This is a genomic window from Sphingobacterium siyangense (assembly GCF_007830445.1).
GTDB lineage: Bacteria > Bacteroidota > Bacteroidia > Sphingobacteriales > Sphingobacteriaceae > Sphingobacterium > Sphingobacterium siyangense.
In genome coordinates, this window is the sequence record NZ_VLKR01000018.1 from 1 (window position 1) to 16,241 (window position 16,241).

At 41.3% G+C, this 16,241-nt stretch carries 14 protein-coding genes; 10 read left to right on the top strand and 4 right to left on the bottom strand.

Annotation, left to right across the window (positions count from 1 at the left end; genetic code table 11):
* Positions 1–19: 19 nt before the first annotated feature.
* Complete coding sequence (locus tag IQ31_RS28080; RefSeq protein ID WP_262507971.1) at positions 20–151, bottom strand: hypothetical protein; 132 nt, start codon at positions 149–151, stop codon at positions 20–22.
* 634 nt (positions 152–785) lie between these two features.
* Between IQ31_RS28080 and IQ31_RS16080 the strand changes: the two genes are divergently transcribed.
* The 5 genes from IQ31_RS16080 (at position 786) to IQ31_RS16100 (ending at position 4,656) form a co-directional block, all read left to right on the top strand.
* A complete protein-coding gene (locus IQ31_RS16080) occupies positions 786–1,619 on the top strand; it encodes a helix-turn-helix transcriptional regulator (protein ID WP_088162746.1) in 834 nt (277 codons plus the stop codon).
* A gap of 137 nt (positions 1,620–1,756) precedes the next feature.
* A complete protein-coding gene (ygiD, locus tag IQ31_RS16085; protein ID WP_198385980.1) occupies positions 1,757–2,614 on the top strand; it encodes a 4,5-DOPA-extradiol-dioxygenase in 858 nt (285 codons plus the stop codon).
* A 204-nt stretch (positions 2,615–2,818) separates the two neighbouring features.
* Entirely contained in the window at positions 2,819–3,118 is a 300-nt protein-coding gene (locus tag IQ31_RS16090; protein ID WP_075993960.1) for an Rdx family protein, read from the top strand.
* A 67-nt stretch (positions 3,119–3,185) separates the two neighbouring features.
* Positions 3,186–4,022 carry a methylated-DNA--[protein]-cysteine S-methyltransferase gene (locus IQ31_RS16095; protein ID WP_167512264.1) on the top strand — a complete coding sequence of 279 codons (837 nt, stop codon included), beginning with the start codon at positions 3,186–3,188 and terminating at the stop codon, positions 4,020–4,022.
* A 22-nt stretch (positions 4,023–4,044) separates the two neighbouring features.
* Positions 4,045–4,656 carry an alpha-ketoglutarate-dependent dioxygenase AlkB family protein gene (locus IQ31_RS16100; RefSeq protein ID WP_075993961.1) on the top strand — a complete coding sequence of 204 codons (612 nt, stop codon included), beginning with the start codon at positions 4,045–4,047 and terminating at the stop codon, positions 4,654–4,656.
* 121 nt (positions 4,657–4,777) lie between these two features.
* On the opposite strand, the gene IQ31_RS16105 is transcribed toward IQ31_RS16100, so the two are convergent.
* On the bottom strand, positions 4,778–6,658 hold the full coding sequence (locus tag IQ31_RS16105) for a M1 family metallopeptidase (protein ID WP_088162748.1): 1,881 nt from the start codon (positions 6,656–6,658) through the stop codon (positions 4,778–4,780).
* 198 nt (positions 6,659–6,856) lie between these two features.
* On the opposite strand from IQ31_RS16105, the gene IQ31_RS16110 reads away from it, so the two are divergent.
* From IQ31_RS16110 to IQ31_RS16125, 4 genes are all read left to right on the top strand, one after another.
* Positions 6,857–8,167, top strand: a complete 1,311-nt coding sequence (locus tag IQ31_RS16110) for a BamA/TamA family outer membrane protein (RefSeq protein ID WP_088162749.1) — start codon at positions 6,857–6,859, stop codon at positions 8,165–8,167.
* Between the two features lie 107 nt (positions 8,168–8,274).
* Positions 8,275–9,066, top strand: a complete 792-nt coding sequence (locus IQ31_RS16115; RefSeq protein WP_088162750.1) for a hypothetical protein — start codon at positions 8,275–8,277, stop codon at positions 9,064–9,066.
* 18 nt (positions 9,067–9,084) lie between these two features.
* Positions 9,085–11,154 (top strand): TonB-dependent receptor, encoded by a 2,070-nt coding sequence (locus tag IQ31_RS16120; RefSeq protein WP_088162751.1) that lies wholly within the window; start codon positions 9,085–9,087, stop codon positions 11,152–11,154.
* A 9-nt stretch (positions 11,155–11,163) separates the two neighbouring features.
* Positions 11,164–14,478: a DEAD/DEAH box helicase gene (locus tag IQ31_RS16125; RefSeq protein WP_088162752.1), complete on the top strand. Its 3,315-nt coding sequence runs from the start codon at positions 11,164–11,166 to the stop codon at positions 14,476–14,478.
* Between the two features lie 71 nt (positions 14,479–14,549).
* Here the strand turns inward: IQ31_RS16125 and IQ31_RS16130 are convergent, their stop codons facing one another.
* Both IQ31_RS16130 and IQ31_RS16135 read right to left on the bottom strand, forming a co-directional pair.
* Positions 14,550–15,035: a hypothetical protein gene (locus tag IQ31_RS16130; RefSeq protein ID WP_145328684.1), complete on the bottom strand. Its 486-nt coding sequence runs from the start codon at positions 15,033–15,035 to the stop codon at positions 14,550–14,552.
* A 110-nt stretch (positions 15,036–15,145) separates the two neighbouring features.
* Positions 15,146–15,631, bottom strand: a complete 486-nt coding sequence (locus IQ31_RS16135; RefSeq protein ID WP_145328686.1) for a hypothetical protein — start codon at positions 15,629–15,631, stop codon at positions 15,146–15,148.
* Positions 15,632–15,761: 130 nt separating this feature from the next.
* Here IQ31_RS16135 and IQ31_RS16140 point away from each other — a divergent pair, with 130 nt between their 5' ends.
* Positions 15,762–16,223 carry a MarR family winged helix-turn-helix transcriptional regulator gene (locus tag IQ31_RS16140; protein ID WP_145328688.1) on the top strand — a complete coding sequence of 154 codons (462 nt, stop codon included), beginning with the start codon at positions 15,762–15,764 and terminating at the stop codon, positions 16,221–16,223.
* Positions 16,224–16,241 lie beyond the last annotated feature (18 nt).

The window sequence follows — 16,241 nt, forward strand, 5'->3', positions numbered from 1 at the left end:
CTTACATGATTGTGTTTTCTTAAAGAACTTTTGCCGCTTCAACTTCCGTATCCGCTTTATTCCGATAGGCATTGCGCCCCTCTTTATCGTTTTGTTTTTCCCTTCGTTTCCGTTGGGACTGCAAAGGTAGAAATCTTTTCTGAACTTCCAAAAACTTTTTGAAGTTTTTTTTTCTTTTCTCTTTTTTCGATTTCCGCGTTTAACTCTCGTTAAACCCTTCTTTTTTCAGGATTCCCTCTTTCGAGGTAACCGTCCCTCCCTTGCGGAGTGGTGCAAAGATAGGGAGTTTACTAACAAACTTCCAAGCCTTTTGTTCTTATTATTTTCATTTTATCCTTAACTGCCTGTAACGGTGCGAGATTCTTTTTGTAAAACAGGTGATCGGAAGGCTGAAATGGCTGATCCAGCCGCAAGATTGGGCCTTCGGAGAACCCCAGGTCATCATATAGCGTATGGAGGCAGGCTTCGCAATGGATCTATTACTAATTTCGTTCAACTTTTGTTAATAATTAATAGGGGTATTACAGGGGTATTACAGGGGGTTAACAGGGGGTTAGCGGGGGTATAACCTCTATTAACCCCCTGTTAAAACGGTGTTATAATGCTGTTAATTACAAATCAGTATACAATTTGAGCCTAAGCGGGGTAACAACAGACCTCCCCTTTTGTCAAAACTGCCGCTGAAACAAGCGAAAATAGCAATATGAAAAGCCAAATGGTCTTTGACAAACAATATGTAACTGAAACCGTATATTCGTAAATAGCAAATTAAAATCTTCCTTATTTTGAACGGACTTTTCAAAATTTACAAAGTTGACGCCGATGAGGCACTGCGCATACAACAATCCAAAAACGAAATACATCAACATGATTTCGAGGAATTGATTATTGGTGTGGCAGGAAAGCTCGAACATTTTATCGATTTTAAAACAAAAACCTACACCGCTCCATTTATAAGTTTTGTCACTCAGGGCAAAACCCACCGCGTCAAACCTCTTTTGCATAATAATAACATTGAATTTTGGGTCATTCGATTTAAAAGTGAATTTATCCCCGAAACGACTTTCCAGCTCTACGCCCACTTTCATGAAAATGCGACATTGACCTTCGCCAGCCCCAACTGCTTCGGGAGATTGATAGTCTTGTGTGAGCTAATGCAACAGGAATGCTTACAAACTAGCGTAGATTATGCGGTTATCAAGCAGCTATTGAGCACCATCTTTACTATGATTGAATCTGAACGAAAAAGGCAATTTCCAGACAGCCAACAGCAATTGAAAAATCAGAGTACAACGTTCACAAGCTTTCTATCTATACTGGAAGAGAACTACCGCCGTCCTGAAGGCGTTAATTTTTACGCGGAGAAGCTTTTTATGTCGACACGAAACCTAAATTTAATTTGTCAGAGCATATTACAACAAAGCGTTTCTGAGATTATCGAAACACGGAAACTTATTGAAGCAAAAAACCTCCTGTTGACAACGACTAAAACGATCTCGGAAATTGGTTTTGAACTCGGTTACCAAGATAAAGCCTACTTTACCAATGTCTTCAAAAAGAAAGCAGGCATGACGCCTTCGGAATTTAGAAATGAAATCCAAAAACTTATTTCCGAATAGCGTATAACAGATTTCCGAATAGTACAACAGATTGACAGGATAATGATACCGCCTAGCTAAGCCCATCCCCTACCTTTGTAATAAAAATTGACGCAGCCACATCATATCAAATGCGTAGAAAGGATTTTATTAAAATTATGGCAACATTACCATTAGCTGGAGTAGCTCATAAAGCAAACTCTTTATATAAATTTTCCGAGGAACTGGAGGCAACGGACAAATTTCCGGTCTTATTTTTAGGACATGGAAGTCCCATGAACGCCATAGAGGACAACGAATTTGTCCGGGGATTCAAAAAAATTGGCCAAACTTTCGAAAAACCGAAGGCGATTCTTGTTGTCTCGGCACACTGGGAAACACGTGGAACATTTGTCACAGCGATGGAGCATCCCGCCACCATTCATGACTTTGGCGGTTTTCCTCAGGCATTATTTGATGTCCAATACCCAGCTCCAGGCAGCCCGGCGCTCGCTTTAGAAACACAGCATATCGTCAGCAAAACAGAGGTTCATCTCGACGACAAATGGGGGCTGGACCATGGATCATGGTCTGTCGTCAAACATCTATACCCTGATGCAGACGTGCCTATTATTCAAATGAGCATCGATTACACACAATCTGCAGCATACCATTATGAAATTGCACAGCAATTAAACGCGCTAAGAAAAAAGGGGGTACTCATTATCGGTAGCGGCAATATGGTGCACAACTTACGGATGGTCGCCTGGGACAAACTCGATACGGCAGGCTATGCGTATGAGTGGGCTACTATAGCCAATGAAAAAATGAAGAAATTTATTCAGAATGGTAATCATCAGGCGCTCATAGATTTCAGAAAACAGGGCAAAGAGTTCGACTTGGCAATTCCAACTCCTGAACATTACCTCCCTTTAATCTATACCTTGGGTTTACAGGAGAAAAATGATGAGTTGTTTCTCTTCAACGACAATTCAGTGGCTGGATCACTGACCATGACCTCTTTGAAAATCGGTTAAGCCTCCAGCATACCTATCAGGAATATCCAACAATACCAGCCCATTCCATTAACCGAGAAAAAGGCCAATGGAATGGGCTTGTTGTATACAGTACTCCGCTGAGTCGGAAATAATCTCGAAATTTCCATGACAAAAAGCGTTAGGATTGCAGCGCTAGGATTGATAAATTTGTTTGAAACAAAACAACGTACTTGAACTTAACTCATGGCAACAAAACCTGTTATTGAAATTGAATATTGTCCAAAATGCAATTGGATGCTGCGCGCCGCCTATATGGCGCAGGAGGTACTGAGTTCGTTCACCGATGAGATCCATGGAGTGATGCTGGTCCCCAGCGAAATTGCAGGCCGTTATACAGTACGGGTAGCGGATAAGGAGATATTCGATCGAAAAAGAGCCGGTCGATTCCCCGAAATAAAAGAACTCAAACAACTGATCCGTGATCTGGTCGCACCAGATAAATCCTTAGGTCATTCGGACAAATCTCCTTCATCCAACATGTAATTTAGCATAAATCGGATTTTAAAGACTTCTTCTTATTAGCAACTTTGTATAAATTAAATGAACAATCATGACTATTCAACAAGAAGTAGATTTTCAACGTATCGCCAAGGCCATACATTTCTTACAGGAAAACTTTAAGTCTCAACCTACATTGGGTCAGATCGCTTCTCATGTTTACATGAGTGAAGCTCATTTTCAACGCATGTTTACCGCATGGGCAGGTACAAGTCCCAAGAAATTCTTACAGTACGTAAGTATAAATTATGCAAAATCATTGCTCAAGGAAAATAACATTGCTGAAACAACATTCCAGCTTGGCCTTTCCAGCAGCAGTAGACTTCATGAACTATTTATCAACATTGAGGGGATGACTCCCGCTGAATATAAAAATGAAGGCTCCAATTTATTGATTTCCTACGCGTATTATCAGAGCTTATTCGGCACAATGCTAATTGCATCCACCTCAAAAGGTATTTGTCATATTGCCTACGCGGATGATAACATAACAGCTTTTGACGCTCTTCAGCAACGATTTCCGAACGCAACATACCTACAACAGGGGAACAGCATGCATGAGAATGCACTCAGCGCATTAAATCCCCAAGATAAAGATATCCGTCAGGTAAAATTACATTTAAAAGGCACTGATTTTCAATTGAAAGTCTGGGAAGCTTTATTAAAAATCCCTATGGGTAACTTAAGCACTTACGGTGCTATCGCTTCTCAAATCGGAAACCCCAAGGCTTCCCGTGCTGTCGGCACAGCTGTTGGAAGCAATCCGATAGCTTACCTTATCCCCTGTCATCGTGTTATACAAAACAGCGGTATATTTGGTGGTTACCGATGGGATCCAATGCGGAAAACAGCGATGATCGGATGGGAGACTTTGCATACGGCTATTTAGTAAACACACACAATACGATAACATGGAACTTTTCGACAATCTCTTCGATGGCAATAGAAATCTACTCCCTTACGATGGGACTGTCAATTATTATGGTAAAATACTACCTCCACAGGAAGCAAACCACTATTTTGATAGACTCATGGACTCGATCGAATGGGTAAATGACCGTGCCATTATTTTTGGAAACGAAATCGTCACCAAACGAAAAGTGGCTTGGTATGGCGACCAGGCTTTCGAATATAGCTATTCCAACACCACTAAAAGGGCGCTTCCCTGGACAAAGGAACTTCTTGAACTGAAAAAGATTGCCGAACAACAAACACAGGAGACGTATAATTCCTGCCTGTTGAATCTTTATCACAATGGCGACGAAGGAATGGCCTGGCACAGTGACGGTGAAAAAGACCTCAAAAAAAATGGAGCAATTGCTTCTTTAAGCTTTGGTGCTGAACGAAAGTTTGCCTTTAAACATAAAACGAGCAAAGAAAAAATAGACATCATCTTGGGCCATGGAAGTTTATTGGTGATGAAAGGTCTTACACAAACGTATTGGTTGCATCGGCTTCCACCGACAAAAAAGGTGTTCAGTGCACGAATTAATCTGACATTTCGATGCATCGATCAGCTGTAATCTTACAGCCCCAGGGTAAGGCTTACAGGAATGGACACCTAGTTGTAGGCAGACTTCAACAGCATTCAGTCACCAATCGTGTCAACCTTTTCAAACATAAAGGCTGACACGATCGATCGGGTTATTTAATAACGTCCCAGCTGTTGTCCTTGGCTGTGTAATCCATAAAAATGCCACCGTCCAAGGTAATATTTTTCACCTTTTTAGTCGAAGTCCAAGTCAGGATTACCTGTTTTTCATTGTGTTGCCAAATTGACGGAGTTTGATGTTTTGTCTCCACCGATCCATCCGTATAGGTAATCAACACATCAAACGGAATTGCAAATCCCCCGATATTGGTGATCGTCAGTGTATTTTTACCAGCAAGCTGTTTAAAACCATTCACCTTAAGGTCAATGTAATTATTGGTGAAATACCAATTTTTCCAATACCAGTTTAAATTCTGCCCAGCTCCAGCATTGATGCTATAAAAGAAGTCCCAAGGCGTCGGATGTTTTCCATGCCATAGCTCCATGTAATGGTGTAGTGCTTTTTTAAACAGTTCATCACCCAGGTAATCCCGTAACGCAATATAAGACAATGCGGCCTTGATGTAGGCATTGTTGCCGTACCCTAAACCACTCAACTGAGAGGTCATGGTAATCAAGGGTTGGTCTTCTTCGGTAGAGGGGTCAAAGATATAGCGCTTTACACGGGCATCTTTGAAAAGTTCTTTATTTTTTTCGGCACCAATCTCCGCATTTCCAATCCAGAATTCCAATGCAGTAGCCCAGCCTTCATCCATATAACCGTATCGCGTCTCATTGATACCCATGTAAAAAGGGAAATAGGTATGTGCAATTTCATGGTCTGCTGTTTGCCGTGCATCCACGAGATTATCTGGGACACTCGAATCGTTAATCATCATCGGATATTCCATATCTGCAAACCCCTGAACGGCTGTCATTGTTGGGTACGGATAGGTGACACCAGGCCAATTTTTAGAAAACCAGTCAATGCAATATTGCTGCCAACCAATGTATTGTTCAAAATCTGCTGTTCCAGCGACATAGCTTGACTGCACACTCACGCGCTTACTTCCCAAATCTACACTCCCGCCATCCCAGATATAATTATCACTCACACTGAAACAAAAATCAGGCACATAGGTTGCTTTAAATTTCCACTTATTCCAGGCTTCTTGTGTTGTCACTTTCCCCGCTTTCATTTCGGCATCTGTCGCGATATGTATTGGCGTATCGCTGACTTTTGATTTTTCGAAACGGTCCAGAATAGGTTTCTGCAGTACATCAGCCGCATTTGTCAATTCACCTGTCGCCCAAACAACAAAGTTCTTCGGAACAGATATCTCAAATTGATAATCGTTGAAACCATTGTAGAATTCTTGTCGGCCATTATGTTCCAGAAGATCCCAACCATTATAATCGTCGTATACAGACACACGCGGATAAGCGTAAGCACAATAAAAGGTGGAAGCATTCAACAGCCCTTCACGGTCGCTTTCGACAGATAACGGATATTCCCAGCTAATGTCCAATGTTGCAGTCCTTCCCGGAAGGATTTTCTGCCCAAAATCACCTAACTTCACCGTTCCCCAGTCCTTGCTGTTTACGTCGTAAACTTGACCATTCAGTTTAAACGATTTAATCTTTAGGCCCGAAGTCAGGTAGTCGTCCGAAGCGTATGCAGCACGTACCGCATTAGGTTTGTGCACATTGTTCACAAATCGGATAGCCAAGCGTTTCAATGTATCGGGACTATTGTTTGTGTACAGAATAGTCTCTGTTCCACTCACCATCTTTGTAGCCGGATCCAATTGCACCCGCACATCATACTTACCAAAATTCTGCCAATAGTTTTTCCCTGGTAGACCCGTTTTGGTACGGGTTCCCTTCTCGATCGCTTGCTGAATATTTCTTGGGGTATACAGTTCTTGCGCATGAGCTACCCCTGTCAATAAAAGCAAAGTCAATCCATAATTAAATATAGTGCGTCCTATCATATCCTAGTTTAAATAATCAAACTAAGATAAATTTGCTGTGATTTGCAAGTTTAATTCTCCTGCTTCGCAAGAAAAATAAACTTCTTCAACACAATACCACATTTGCATTTGTTCAGAGATCAAAAAAAGACAGGCTCCGAGTACTTGAGAAAACATTTTATTTTTTTTGACGTTTAGTTTTAAGATAGACCCGAATGTATGCATCAACTTTTACGTTTTAACGATTTCTTCCGACATGCTTTTTTAGGAATACTTTTAATTTCAATCCCTACGCTGCTCGCTGCCCAAACCGATGCAAAAACAGACTCTCTTGCACAGTACAAACATCAGCGTGACTCGGCCTTGGCCAGTCAATACGATATATCGGATCTAATCGGAAGAATAATCCATCCCAAACGAAAAAAGGAACATGCGAGTAAACGCTCTCCCATCACCTTAATGCCCAACATTGCCTACAACCCAACCATTGGTGGTCAGATCGGAATCAAGGCTGTCGCGGGGAAAGTATTGGGTGACCCCAAAACAACGACCATGTCGATCGCAGCGACATCCGCCTCAATCACCACAAAAAACATCATGGTCTTCTATATTAGCCATAATATCTTTACCCCCAACAATAAACTAAATTTTCAGGGCGCTTTTGCACTTGTCAAAATGGTCGCTTTAGATGCGGGTTTGGGCATGACTCCCCATGGAAAATGGAACAATGCCGATGAAGAGATCCTTGCCAACCCCGACCATAAGAAATACGGAGCAAAATATAACGCGTTTACATTTAATGAAAAAGTCTATAAACGAATCGCCGACGGACTATTTGTTGGAGCCGGATTGGCGTTTGACTTACGACGAAAAATAACCAGCAGCGGCCCCAATGGCAACATTACTCCCAATACCATCTACACCGAAAAACATGGCTTCGAGCCCGACAGTTATAATTCCAATGGACTATTGCTCAATATGCAATACATGACAAGAGACAACCCCAATAGGCCTTACAAGGGTATCTATTCGGATATCGGTGTGCGATGGAACACAACGCTGTTGGGCAGTAGCAAAAGTGCTGTACAGCTTACCACCGACTTTCGAAAATACTTTAGTTTATCTCAGTCCGACCCGGCTCATGTACTTGCCTTCTGGTATTGGGGCTCCTATAAACTCGGTGGTACACTCCCCTATTTTGATCTCCCCGGAACGGGAAGAGACGTAGCCGTCAGAAGCGGCCGCGGTTACACCATTGGTTATTTCAAAGGAATTTCTTTCGGTTATGCCGAAACAGAATACCGCTTCCCAATTTTAAAGAATCGCTTTTTGAGCGGAGCTGCTTTTTTTAACCTACAGACTGCCAGCGACGAACTGGGCACCAAACTTTTTGAAAGGTGGCAACCTGGGGGTGGTGCCGGATTACGGGTACTCTTTAACAAAGCAACACGCACAAATCTATGTCTGGACTATGCCTTTGGAAAATATGGTTCCCGTGGTTTCTTTTTGGGGCTGAATGAAGCTTTCTAATTCCAGATTGCGACAGCTTTGTTTGCCATAAAATAACTAAATTAGCCGATGTTGTTGCTCTTTCTATTCACGAAGAGTGACTGAATTGGCATTGACGATATTTCATCATGAATTTAAAAACCTTTTTTCTATACATTGTATTATTATCAGCTCTTGTTTCCTGTCATCAGACAAAGACGTCAAAAACAACGAAAAATGACGAACAAAAGAAAGAACAGGTAGTCCCTCCTGCATCACCACCACTCCCATCGGATACTTCGAGCTACGATAGCCCGCGTTTTGCAGACAGAATAAAGGAACAAGCGCAGCAGTTAATGAAAATGAACGACGCCGGCCTCTTCGATAAACTGCACCAGAAGTTAACGACAACACTAAGTGCAGACCAGAAAGATTATTTTCTTGGGCATCCTAACTTGGCTGTTTTAGCGATCGCGAAAGGGAATATCTTCGAAAATGGCCCCGGTGACCTTGGGTATACGGTATACAACAAAGGTAATCATCCCATCGAGATCACCTTATTCGATCATAAAAGCAATACATACAACACACTGTATAAAGAGTTAAAAGTTGTCAATACCCTTCAAAATTTGGATTGTTCATCCAGCTTTGGATCGCTCGATTATCTCGTTGCTTCCGAACTGATTGATCAAGAGGATTATATTCGATTAAACAATTCAAATTACCTGATTGACGACAATTCCTTTGATGTGACCGATATTTCGACGAACAAAAACTTTGATTTGCAGCAGGGATGTCTGAACAAAAAATTCTCAAAAGAAGCCATGGCCAACAGTCTTTGTGTACCGACCAGCTCCGTATATGCGAATTTTCAATGCCTAAAATACAATAAGAAAAAGCAGATTTTTGAAATTTATTTCAGTCAGGAATTTGCAGACTAAGCCGACCAAACCTTAACGATGAAAAGATATTACCTACTTGCTACCCTTGGTTTATGTAGCAAATTATATGCGCAGGAAGTGGATACTACGACTAATCGGCTAGAACAAGTCGAAGTTAAAGCCTACTTCAATAAACAACCGCTATTGCGATTGACATCTTCTGCGGCTGTGTTAAGCAGCCAAATGATCCAATCCCAGCAGTCGCCCTCCTTTGTTTCAGCAATGAACAGGGTGCCGGGTTTACGCATGGAAGAACGTTCCCCTGGGAGTTACCGGCTAGCACTCCGTGGGAGTATGGTCCGTTCACCTTTTGGTGTTCGCAATGTCAAAATATATCTGGACGACTTTCCTTTTACTGACGCAGGCGGGAACACCTACCTTAACTTGATAGATCCATCCGCAATAGGGCAGATAAATGTATTGAAAGGTCCAGATGGATCGATCTATGGGGCCAATTCAGGCGGTGTACTCTCCTTTTATAGTAAAGGATTTGATCGATCTGACAAACCTGAAGTCAACCTCCAATTAACGGGGGGCTCCTACGGTCTTTTCCAGGAACAGTTCAATGCAATATTACCCATCAACCAGACTCAGCAACTTGCTATCAATCAAAGTTGGACAAGAAGTGACGGTTATCGCCAGAATTCAGCCTTAAACAAAAAGAATATCCAACTCAATTACAATTGGCAATATGCAAAAACATCCGAATTAAAATTCACCGGTTTCTATTCGGATCTCGGTTACCAAACTCCGGGAGGGCTCACCGCAGCACAAATGGAGAGCGACCGCAGGCAGGCCCGGCCTAAGGGCGGACCAAATCCTGGTGCTGCTGAACAAAAAGCAGCAATCTACGATAAAACATTCTTTGGTGGACTGAGCAACCAGACGCATCTCAGTTCTAAGATGACCTTATTCGCCAGTGTATTTGGCTCATCCAATCAGATCAAAAATCCCTTCATCACCAATTACGAGAAAAGAGATGAAAAGAATTTAGGAACGCGCCTGTATTTATCTTATGTGGATTTGTTGAGCCAAGATTTAAAATATGAAGTCCAACTGGGCTTGGAAGCGCAAAAGGGTTGGTATGCTATTGACAATTATGACAACGCCCAAGGTGTCGCTACCGATCCTCAGGCCAAGGACAAATTGGAAAACAGTCAGCAATCATTTTTTGCACGCACCCAACTGGAATGGCTAGAGCGTCTCCAGGTAGAGCTGTCGCTCGGATTAAATGAGAATAAAATTGGCTACCAGCAACGTTATCCTGTCGCACAAGAAAACAAAGAAAATATTGATTTCGGGAGTACATGGATGCCACGAGCAGCACTATCCTATTTGATCACTCCAATGCTTGCACTTAGAGCATCGATTTCTAAAGGTTTCTCTGCACCAACTGTTGCTGAAGTCCGTTCGTCAGACAATACAATTAATACGATGCTGAAACCAGAAACAGGTACAAACCATGAATTTGGGCTTCGTTGGCATTTGTGGAATCGCCGGATTATTTTAGATGCAGCGGCCTACACTTATCAAATGAACAATGCCATCATCCGACAGGTACGGGATAATGGTGCTGAATATTTTCAAAATGCGGGTAAAATAAACCAAAAGGGATTGGAAGCATCGCTATTCATGTATTTGATCAGGCCTCAAACAACCGGTACGGTCCGTAGCCTACAGCTGACCAGTAATTTTTCCCTCAATGACTACAGTTTCAAAACCTATCAGGTAGGCGACAAAAACTATAAGAACAATAAACTTCCTGCGGTTCCTAAAACGGTATGGGTAAATTCGTTGAATATACTTTTCCCGGATGAATTCCAGTTGGATCTTCTTTCCAATTTAACAGCAGCAATACCACTGGATGACGCAAACACTGTTTATGCCAAACGGTATCATCTTTTACAAGGCAAATTATCCTGGAGCAAATCTGTCTGTTCACAGCATAAAATTAGATTTTTTGTTGGGGCCGACAATCTACTCAATGAAAAATATAGTCTTGGAAACGATATCAATGCTTTTGGAGGACGGTATTTTAATCCTGCCCCTTTACGTAATTATTATGGCGGAATGAGTTTTAATTTTTAACCAAGCATTATGGACTTCCATCAGTATACATTGACCGATATCGATTTCACCAAGGTGAGCCGTTATTCTTATTTTCCTTGGATGGACCTGACACTGGCCCATTTTCAGGTCAATGCGATGGAAATGGAGGTCAATCAGGCAACTTTTCAGGTACTGGAGAATTATACCGATTTTGAAGTGATGATCATCCATACGTTGCCCACAACAGCCGTCTTTTGCAATTGTCCACAAACAGGATTCTGCCGTCATCAAAAGGCGGCTTTAGGTAAACTATTTACACAGGAGAATTGGTTGGCATTTTTTGATCACAACCGCTATCAGCATCTACTCAAGAAGGTTGCGGCACAATATGGACTGGAAAAGGAATCGTCTTTAGAAAACTATTTTTCAGCCCAGATCAAAGCAGGGAAGCTGGAGTTTCTATTAAAAGACAAACAGCTAACCTCCATTGATGACTTTGATCTAGTGGAGGAATCTCTTGCCCCAAAGGCCAAGACGACAGCCGAAAAGCAGCAGCATTTTGTGGTGTTAACGCGCAACCGGTATTACAAAAATCTACAAATACTCCTGTGCCAAGCTCCAATGACGAAATCCGGCCTACCTAAAAACCCGATTTCCGCCAGTGAGAGCCAGTCACGTATCTGGCAAAGCAGCTCGATTGAGGAAATGCAATTTTACACCGCTGTTTACCAATTTTCTCAAGCTGTACAACAGGATATCGAAATCAGCTCCAGTCTGAAGGCGGTTGCAAAAAACCCATTACACCTCGATTTTTATCTGCATGACTATGAAAAATCCGACAATATAACAGCCTCCACCTTATCGACTGTTCAATTTAACCTAAACAAAGGTGATATTAAGCTCTTTATTTCAAAAAAAGGTGCGTTTTATACCATTCAAGGAGAAATTCATATTCATACGATAGCCTACAATTTACAGGATTTAGTCGTTCTTTTGGACCATTTCATTCTCATCAAAAATCAGCTTTTTCTGATTGAAAATAGGTTTCACCTCAAGTTGATCCGTTTGTTTGGCAACAAAGGTGAGCAATTGTTGATCCATCAGCGTAAGTTCGAAGAATTCAACAGGTTGTTTTTGGAACAGATAGCACATTCCGTGGAGTTAAATTTTAAAGATATTCCCAAAGCAAGCAAGCCACAGTTGAAGGAAAATCTGTATTATCAGGACATGCAGCCACTTTTGTTTCTCGAAGAATCGGAAGATTTTGTCAACCTTATTCCTGTCATGCGTTATGGTGAGGTCGAAATTCCTATTTTAAGTAAGCGGAATATATTTGGTACAGACAGCAAGGGTACACAATTTTTGGTCGATCGGAAACGTGAAGCTGAAACAAAAGTTATTTCCCTGTTACTGAAGCAGCATCCCTATTTTCAGGAGCAAATGGATGAAGGAAGCTTTCAGCATTTTTATTTGCATCGCAAATACTTTCTGGACAGTAACTGGTTTCTGGATGCTTTTGAGGAGTGGCAACATCAGGGTATACAGATCATCGGATTTAATACGTTACGTGGAAATAAATTAAGCCGTTTTAAGGGAAAAATACATGTGGAGGTCCTCAGTGGACAAAATTGGTTCAACGCCAATATACAGGTCAAATTTGGCCCCAAAAGTGTCTCCCTAAAAAAACTTGAAAAGGCAGTACGGAACCGCTCGCAATTCATCACCTTGGATGACGGCACCCAGGGCATTTTACCGCAACAGTGGCTCGATAAATTTGAAGCCTATTTTAATGCAGCAGAATCGATAGCTGATGATTTCATTGAAATTCCAAAATACAAATTCAATGAAATCGATCAACTATTTGATCAGGCGGAGCTAGACCCTATCGTGTTGGCGGAGCTCAGCACGTTGAGAAAGCAGCTCGCTAATTTTTCTTCGCTATCCGAGGTCCAGATACCACCAACTTTTGTCGGAAACTTACGCCCTTATCAGCAACAAGGGCTACAATGGCTGCATTTCTTGGATGGGCTTAATTTTGGTGGCTGTCTTGCCGATGACATGGGACTTGGCAAAACGATCCAAATATTAGCCTTTCTGGCTACTCAAAAAGCAAAGGGACAATCTGCACCAACATTACTTGTACTTCCCACGACCTTAATTTTTAATTGGCGGCATGAAATCCAGCAATTCCTTCCATCTTTCCAAACGTTGGTTTTAGATGGTCCAAATAGAATAGAAAAAGGGATGCAGTTTGAACAATATGACCTTGTTTTAGTTTCTTATCACAACCTGCTGACGGATATTAATACGCTAAAAAAAATAACCTTCAATTATGTCATATTGGACGAATCGCAGCAAATCAAAAACCCGGATTCCCAGCGATACAAAACGGTAAATTTATTAAAATCAAGAAATCGCATTATTTTAACAGGAACTCCTATCGAGAATAATACGATGGATCTTTATGCCCAGCTTTCCTTTATTGTGCCGGGTCTACTAGGAAGCAAAAAATATTTCAAAGATGTCTATACGACTCCTATTGATGCTTTCCATGACCGCAAGAGAAAAAAAATGCTGAAAGAGAAAATAAAGCCTTTCATTCTCCGTAGAACAAAACAGGATGTATTACGTGATCTTCCTACAAAAAATGAACTGGTCCTTTACTGTGAGATGAAAACTGCCCAACGGCGAATTTATGATCTTTATGAAAAAGAGTTTCGAGATTTTATCTCTGCCAAAGATGGCGATGAAATCAAGAAAAGCCCCATGCATGTCCTAAAAGGTCTAACAAAATTGCGACAGATATGTAATTCAAGCAAACTGCTCCAAAATGAGGATCTGACTAGCGCTGCGGACTCTGCCAAAATTGAAATGCTTATCGAGCAAATTCAGCATAAAAAAGACCAGCACAAAATGATCGTGTTTTCACAGTTTGTCAGTATGCTCAACCTGATTAAAGAGGCTTTGGATAAACAGGGTATTCGCGCGTTAATGCTCACAGGCCAATCCAAAAATCGAGGTAAATTGGTTAGTGATTTTCAATCCGACAAGGATATCCCCGTTTTTCTGGTTAGTCTAAAAGCCGGTGGTACCGGACTTAATCTTACCGCAGCCGATGTCGTGTACCTGGTAGACCCCTGGTGGAATCCTGCTGTTGAACAACAGGCGATCGATAGGATCTATCGCATGGGGCAACAAAAGACGGTCACCGCAGTCCGATTAATCAGCCCTAACACGGTCGAAGATAAAATTCAGACCTTACAGCAACATAAAAAGGAGATTAGCAACAGTATTCTGGATGACGGCGGAAGTTTAGATGTCTTTTATCTCAACAAAAGCTATTTAATGAATTTGCTACGCTAAACTATTGAAATCAAAAAAGGGGACATCGATCGATGTCCCCTTTTTTGATATAATTCGTTTTCAGCTGCTCTTTACTTTTTGTCAGAAATGTACGTTTTATTACCATTTCCGTTGATATAATATTTGCCACCTTTTGGACCGAGATAAACTGTATGTTCATTATATTTTTCACTTTTTGGTTTATCAGCTGTAGCTACGGCATCCTTTTTCACAGCAGCGGCTTGTTTTTCAGCTTTAGCACTTTCTTTTTTCACGGCTTTTTCCTTCGCTTCCACTGGTGCTGCTGGCGCTGTTTTTGTATCAGCCACCTTTTTCGTCTGCGCTGACTTTTCCTTGACTGCAGCTTCCTTCTTCGCAGTAGCTTTCACCGGCACTGCCTTCGTTTTCGTTTCGGCCTCGTTGGCTTTAGTCTTTACTTCTTTTGCTTTTTGTTCAGACTTTTTGGCTTCTTTTTCCATTTTTTTAGGAGCCGTTTGTGCATAGGATTGTCCCAATCCCACTGCAGCGATCAAAGCTAATGCAGCTGTGATTTTTTTGAAACGATTTATTGCTCTCATAACTCAATTGTTATTTAAATAATTGTAAATAAAAGTACAATACAAATGCCGTATTTCGATTTAATTACCTGAAAAAATAATTTTAACAAATTTTTAACCTAGCCAAGGAATTATTCGACAACTTGTTTTCTAAATTTCGAATCAATTACATATTTTACCCCCTTCGCATCTATAAATACAGGCTTTCCATGGTAGTGCTCATTACTGCGTCGATCAATGGCAACACGATACCGGGTGGCGGAGCTAGTGGAGCTGTAGGTTATATTGCCAACCGATTCTCCAGGGCTCACGATTACTTCCGAACCTTCATATACGCGCTCACTCACCCTGCCGTTAAAACGCTGTTTTCCCGTTGACGTTTTTATTTTCTCCTGCTGCTCGGGCTCTTTATCGATCGGCGCAACGTCCAAGGTCATCACATCGACCTGTGGGCTTAAAGGGAAGAATGGATCTACCCACCGATATACAAAATGATAATCGGTTTCTAAGTTATTAAAAGCATGCATTTGCTGTGCCCTTACAACACTTATCCCACCTCCTAAAATCAGCAATGGCAGTAGGCAACGTCTAAAGAAGATTAATTCAACTCTTAACATATCTTTTTTTCCTTTCGTTTAAGTGCTTCCAAATAAAATGCCATCTCTCTCTAAAGCACTCATCTTTAACACATTTTTAACTAAAATAAATTAGTTTGATATTTAACTGTTTTATGTTTAACTTTGTGCTATGAAAAACGAATCCATGAATCCAGTAAAACCCTTAGTGGATAGTATCATTGCTTTGCGAACGAGCTTAAAACAATACTATATCCAGAAAATAAAGGAACAGCAATTGGATATCACCTATGAAATGTTACAAGTATTGGCAGCACTGTGGAAGAAGGAGCAAATGAATCAGCAAGATATAGCCACAGCAATACAGAAGAACAAAGCAAGTGTCACTCCGCTGATCGATAATCTTTGTAAACGGGATCTGGTTAGACGCGTAAGCGATCCCAATGACAGACGAAATAATTTAATCGAATTAACGGTAAAGGGAGACGAATATAGGACATTATTAGATCCTGTCCAGCAAGACCTCTACCGTGTGATCCTGCAGGAGATATCAGAAAAAAAAGTATTGGAAATTACAGAAACTCTCGAAAAATTGACCGCAATTATTGATAAGCAATCGTATCGGGAGCCTTGATTTTCAGAAAAAAAGAAG

Coding starts and splice junctions, on each gene's coding strand:
- IQ31_RS16120 (WP_088162751.1), top strand. CDS start 9,085: ATGAAAAGATATTACCTACTTGCTACCCTTGGTTTATGTAGCAAATTA.
- IQ31_RS16125 (WP_088162752.1), top strand. CDS start 11,164: ATGGACTTCCATCAGTATACATTGACCGATATCGATTTCACCAAGGTG.
- IQ31_RS16110 (WP_088162749.1), top strand. CDS start 6,857: ATGCATCAACTTTTACGTTTTAACGATTTCTTCCGACATGCTTTTTTA.
- IQ31_RS16130 (WP_145328684.1), bottom strand. CDS start 15,035: ATGAGAGCAATAAATCGTTTCAAAAAAATCACAGCTGCATTAGCTTTG.
- IQ31_RS16090 (WP_075993960.1), top strand. CDS start 2,819: ATGGCAACAAAACCTGTTATTGAAATTGAATATTGTCCAAAATGCAAT.
- IQ31_RS16140 (WP_145328688.1), top strand. CDS start 15,762: ATGAAAAACGAATCCATGAATCCAGTAAAACCCTTAGTGGATAGTATC.
- IQ31_RS16095 (WP_167512264.1), top strand. CDS start 3,186: ATGACTATTCAACAAGAAGTAGATTTTCAACGTATCGCCAAGGCCATA.
- IQ31_RS16100 (WP_075993961.1), top strand. CDS start 4,045: ATGGAACTTTTCGACAATCTCTTCGATGGCAATAGAAATCTACTCCCT.
- IQ31_RS16105 (WP_088162748.1), bottom strand. CDS start 6,658: ATGATAGGACGCACTATATTTAATTATGGATTGACTTTGCTTTTATTG.
- IQ31_RS16135 (WP_145328686.1), bottom strand. CDS start 15,631: ATGTTAAGAGTTGAATTAATCTTCTTTAGACGTTGCCTACTGCCATTG.
- IQ31_RS16115 (WP_088162750.1), top strand. CDS start 8,275: ATGAATTTAAAAACCTTTTTTCTATACATTGTATTATTATCAGCTCTT.
- ygiD (WP_198385980.1), top strand. CDS start 1,757: ATGGCAACATTACCATTAGCTGGAGTAGCTCATAAAGCAAACTCTTTA.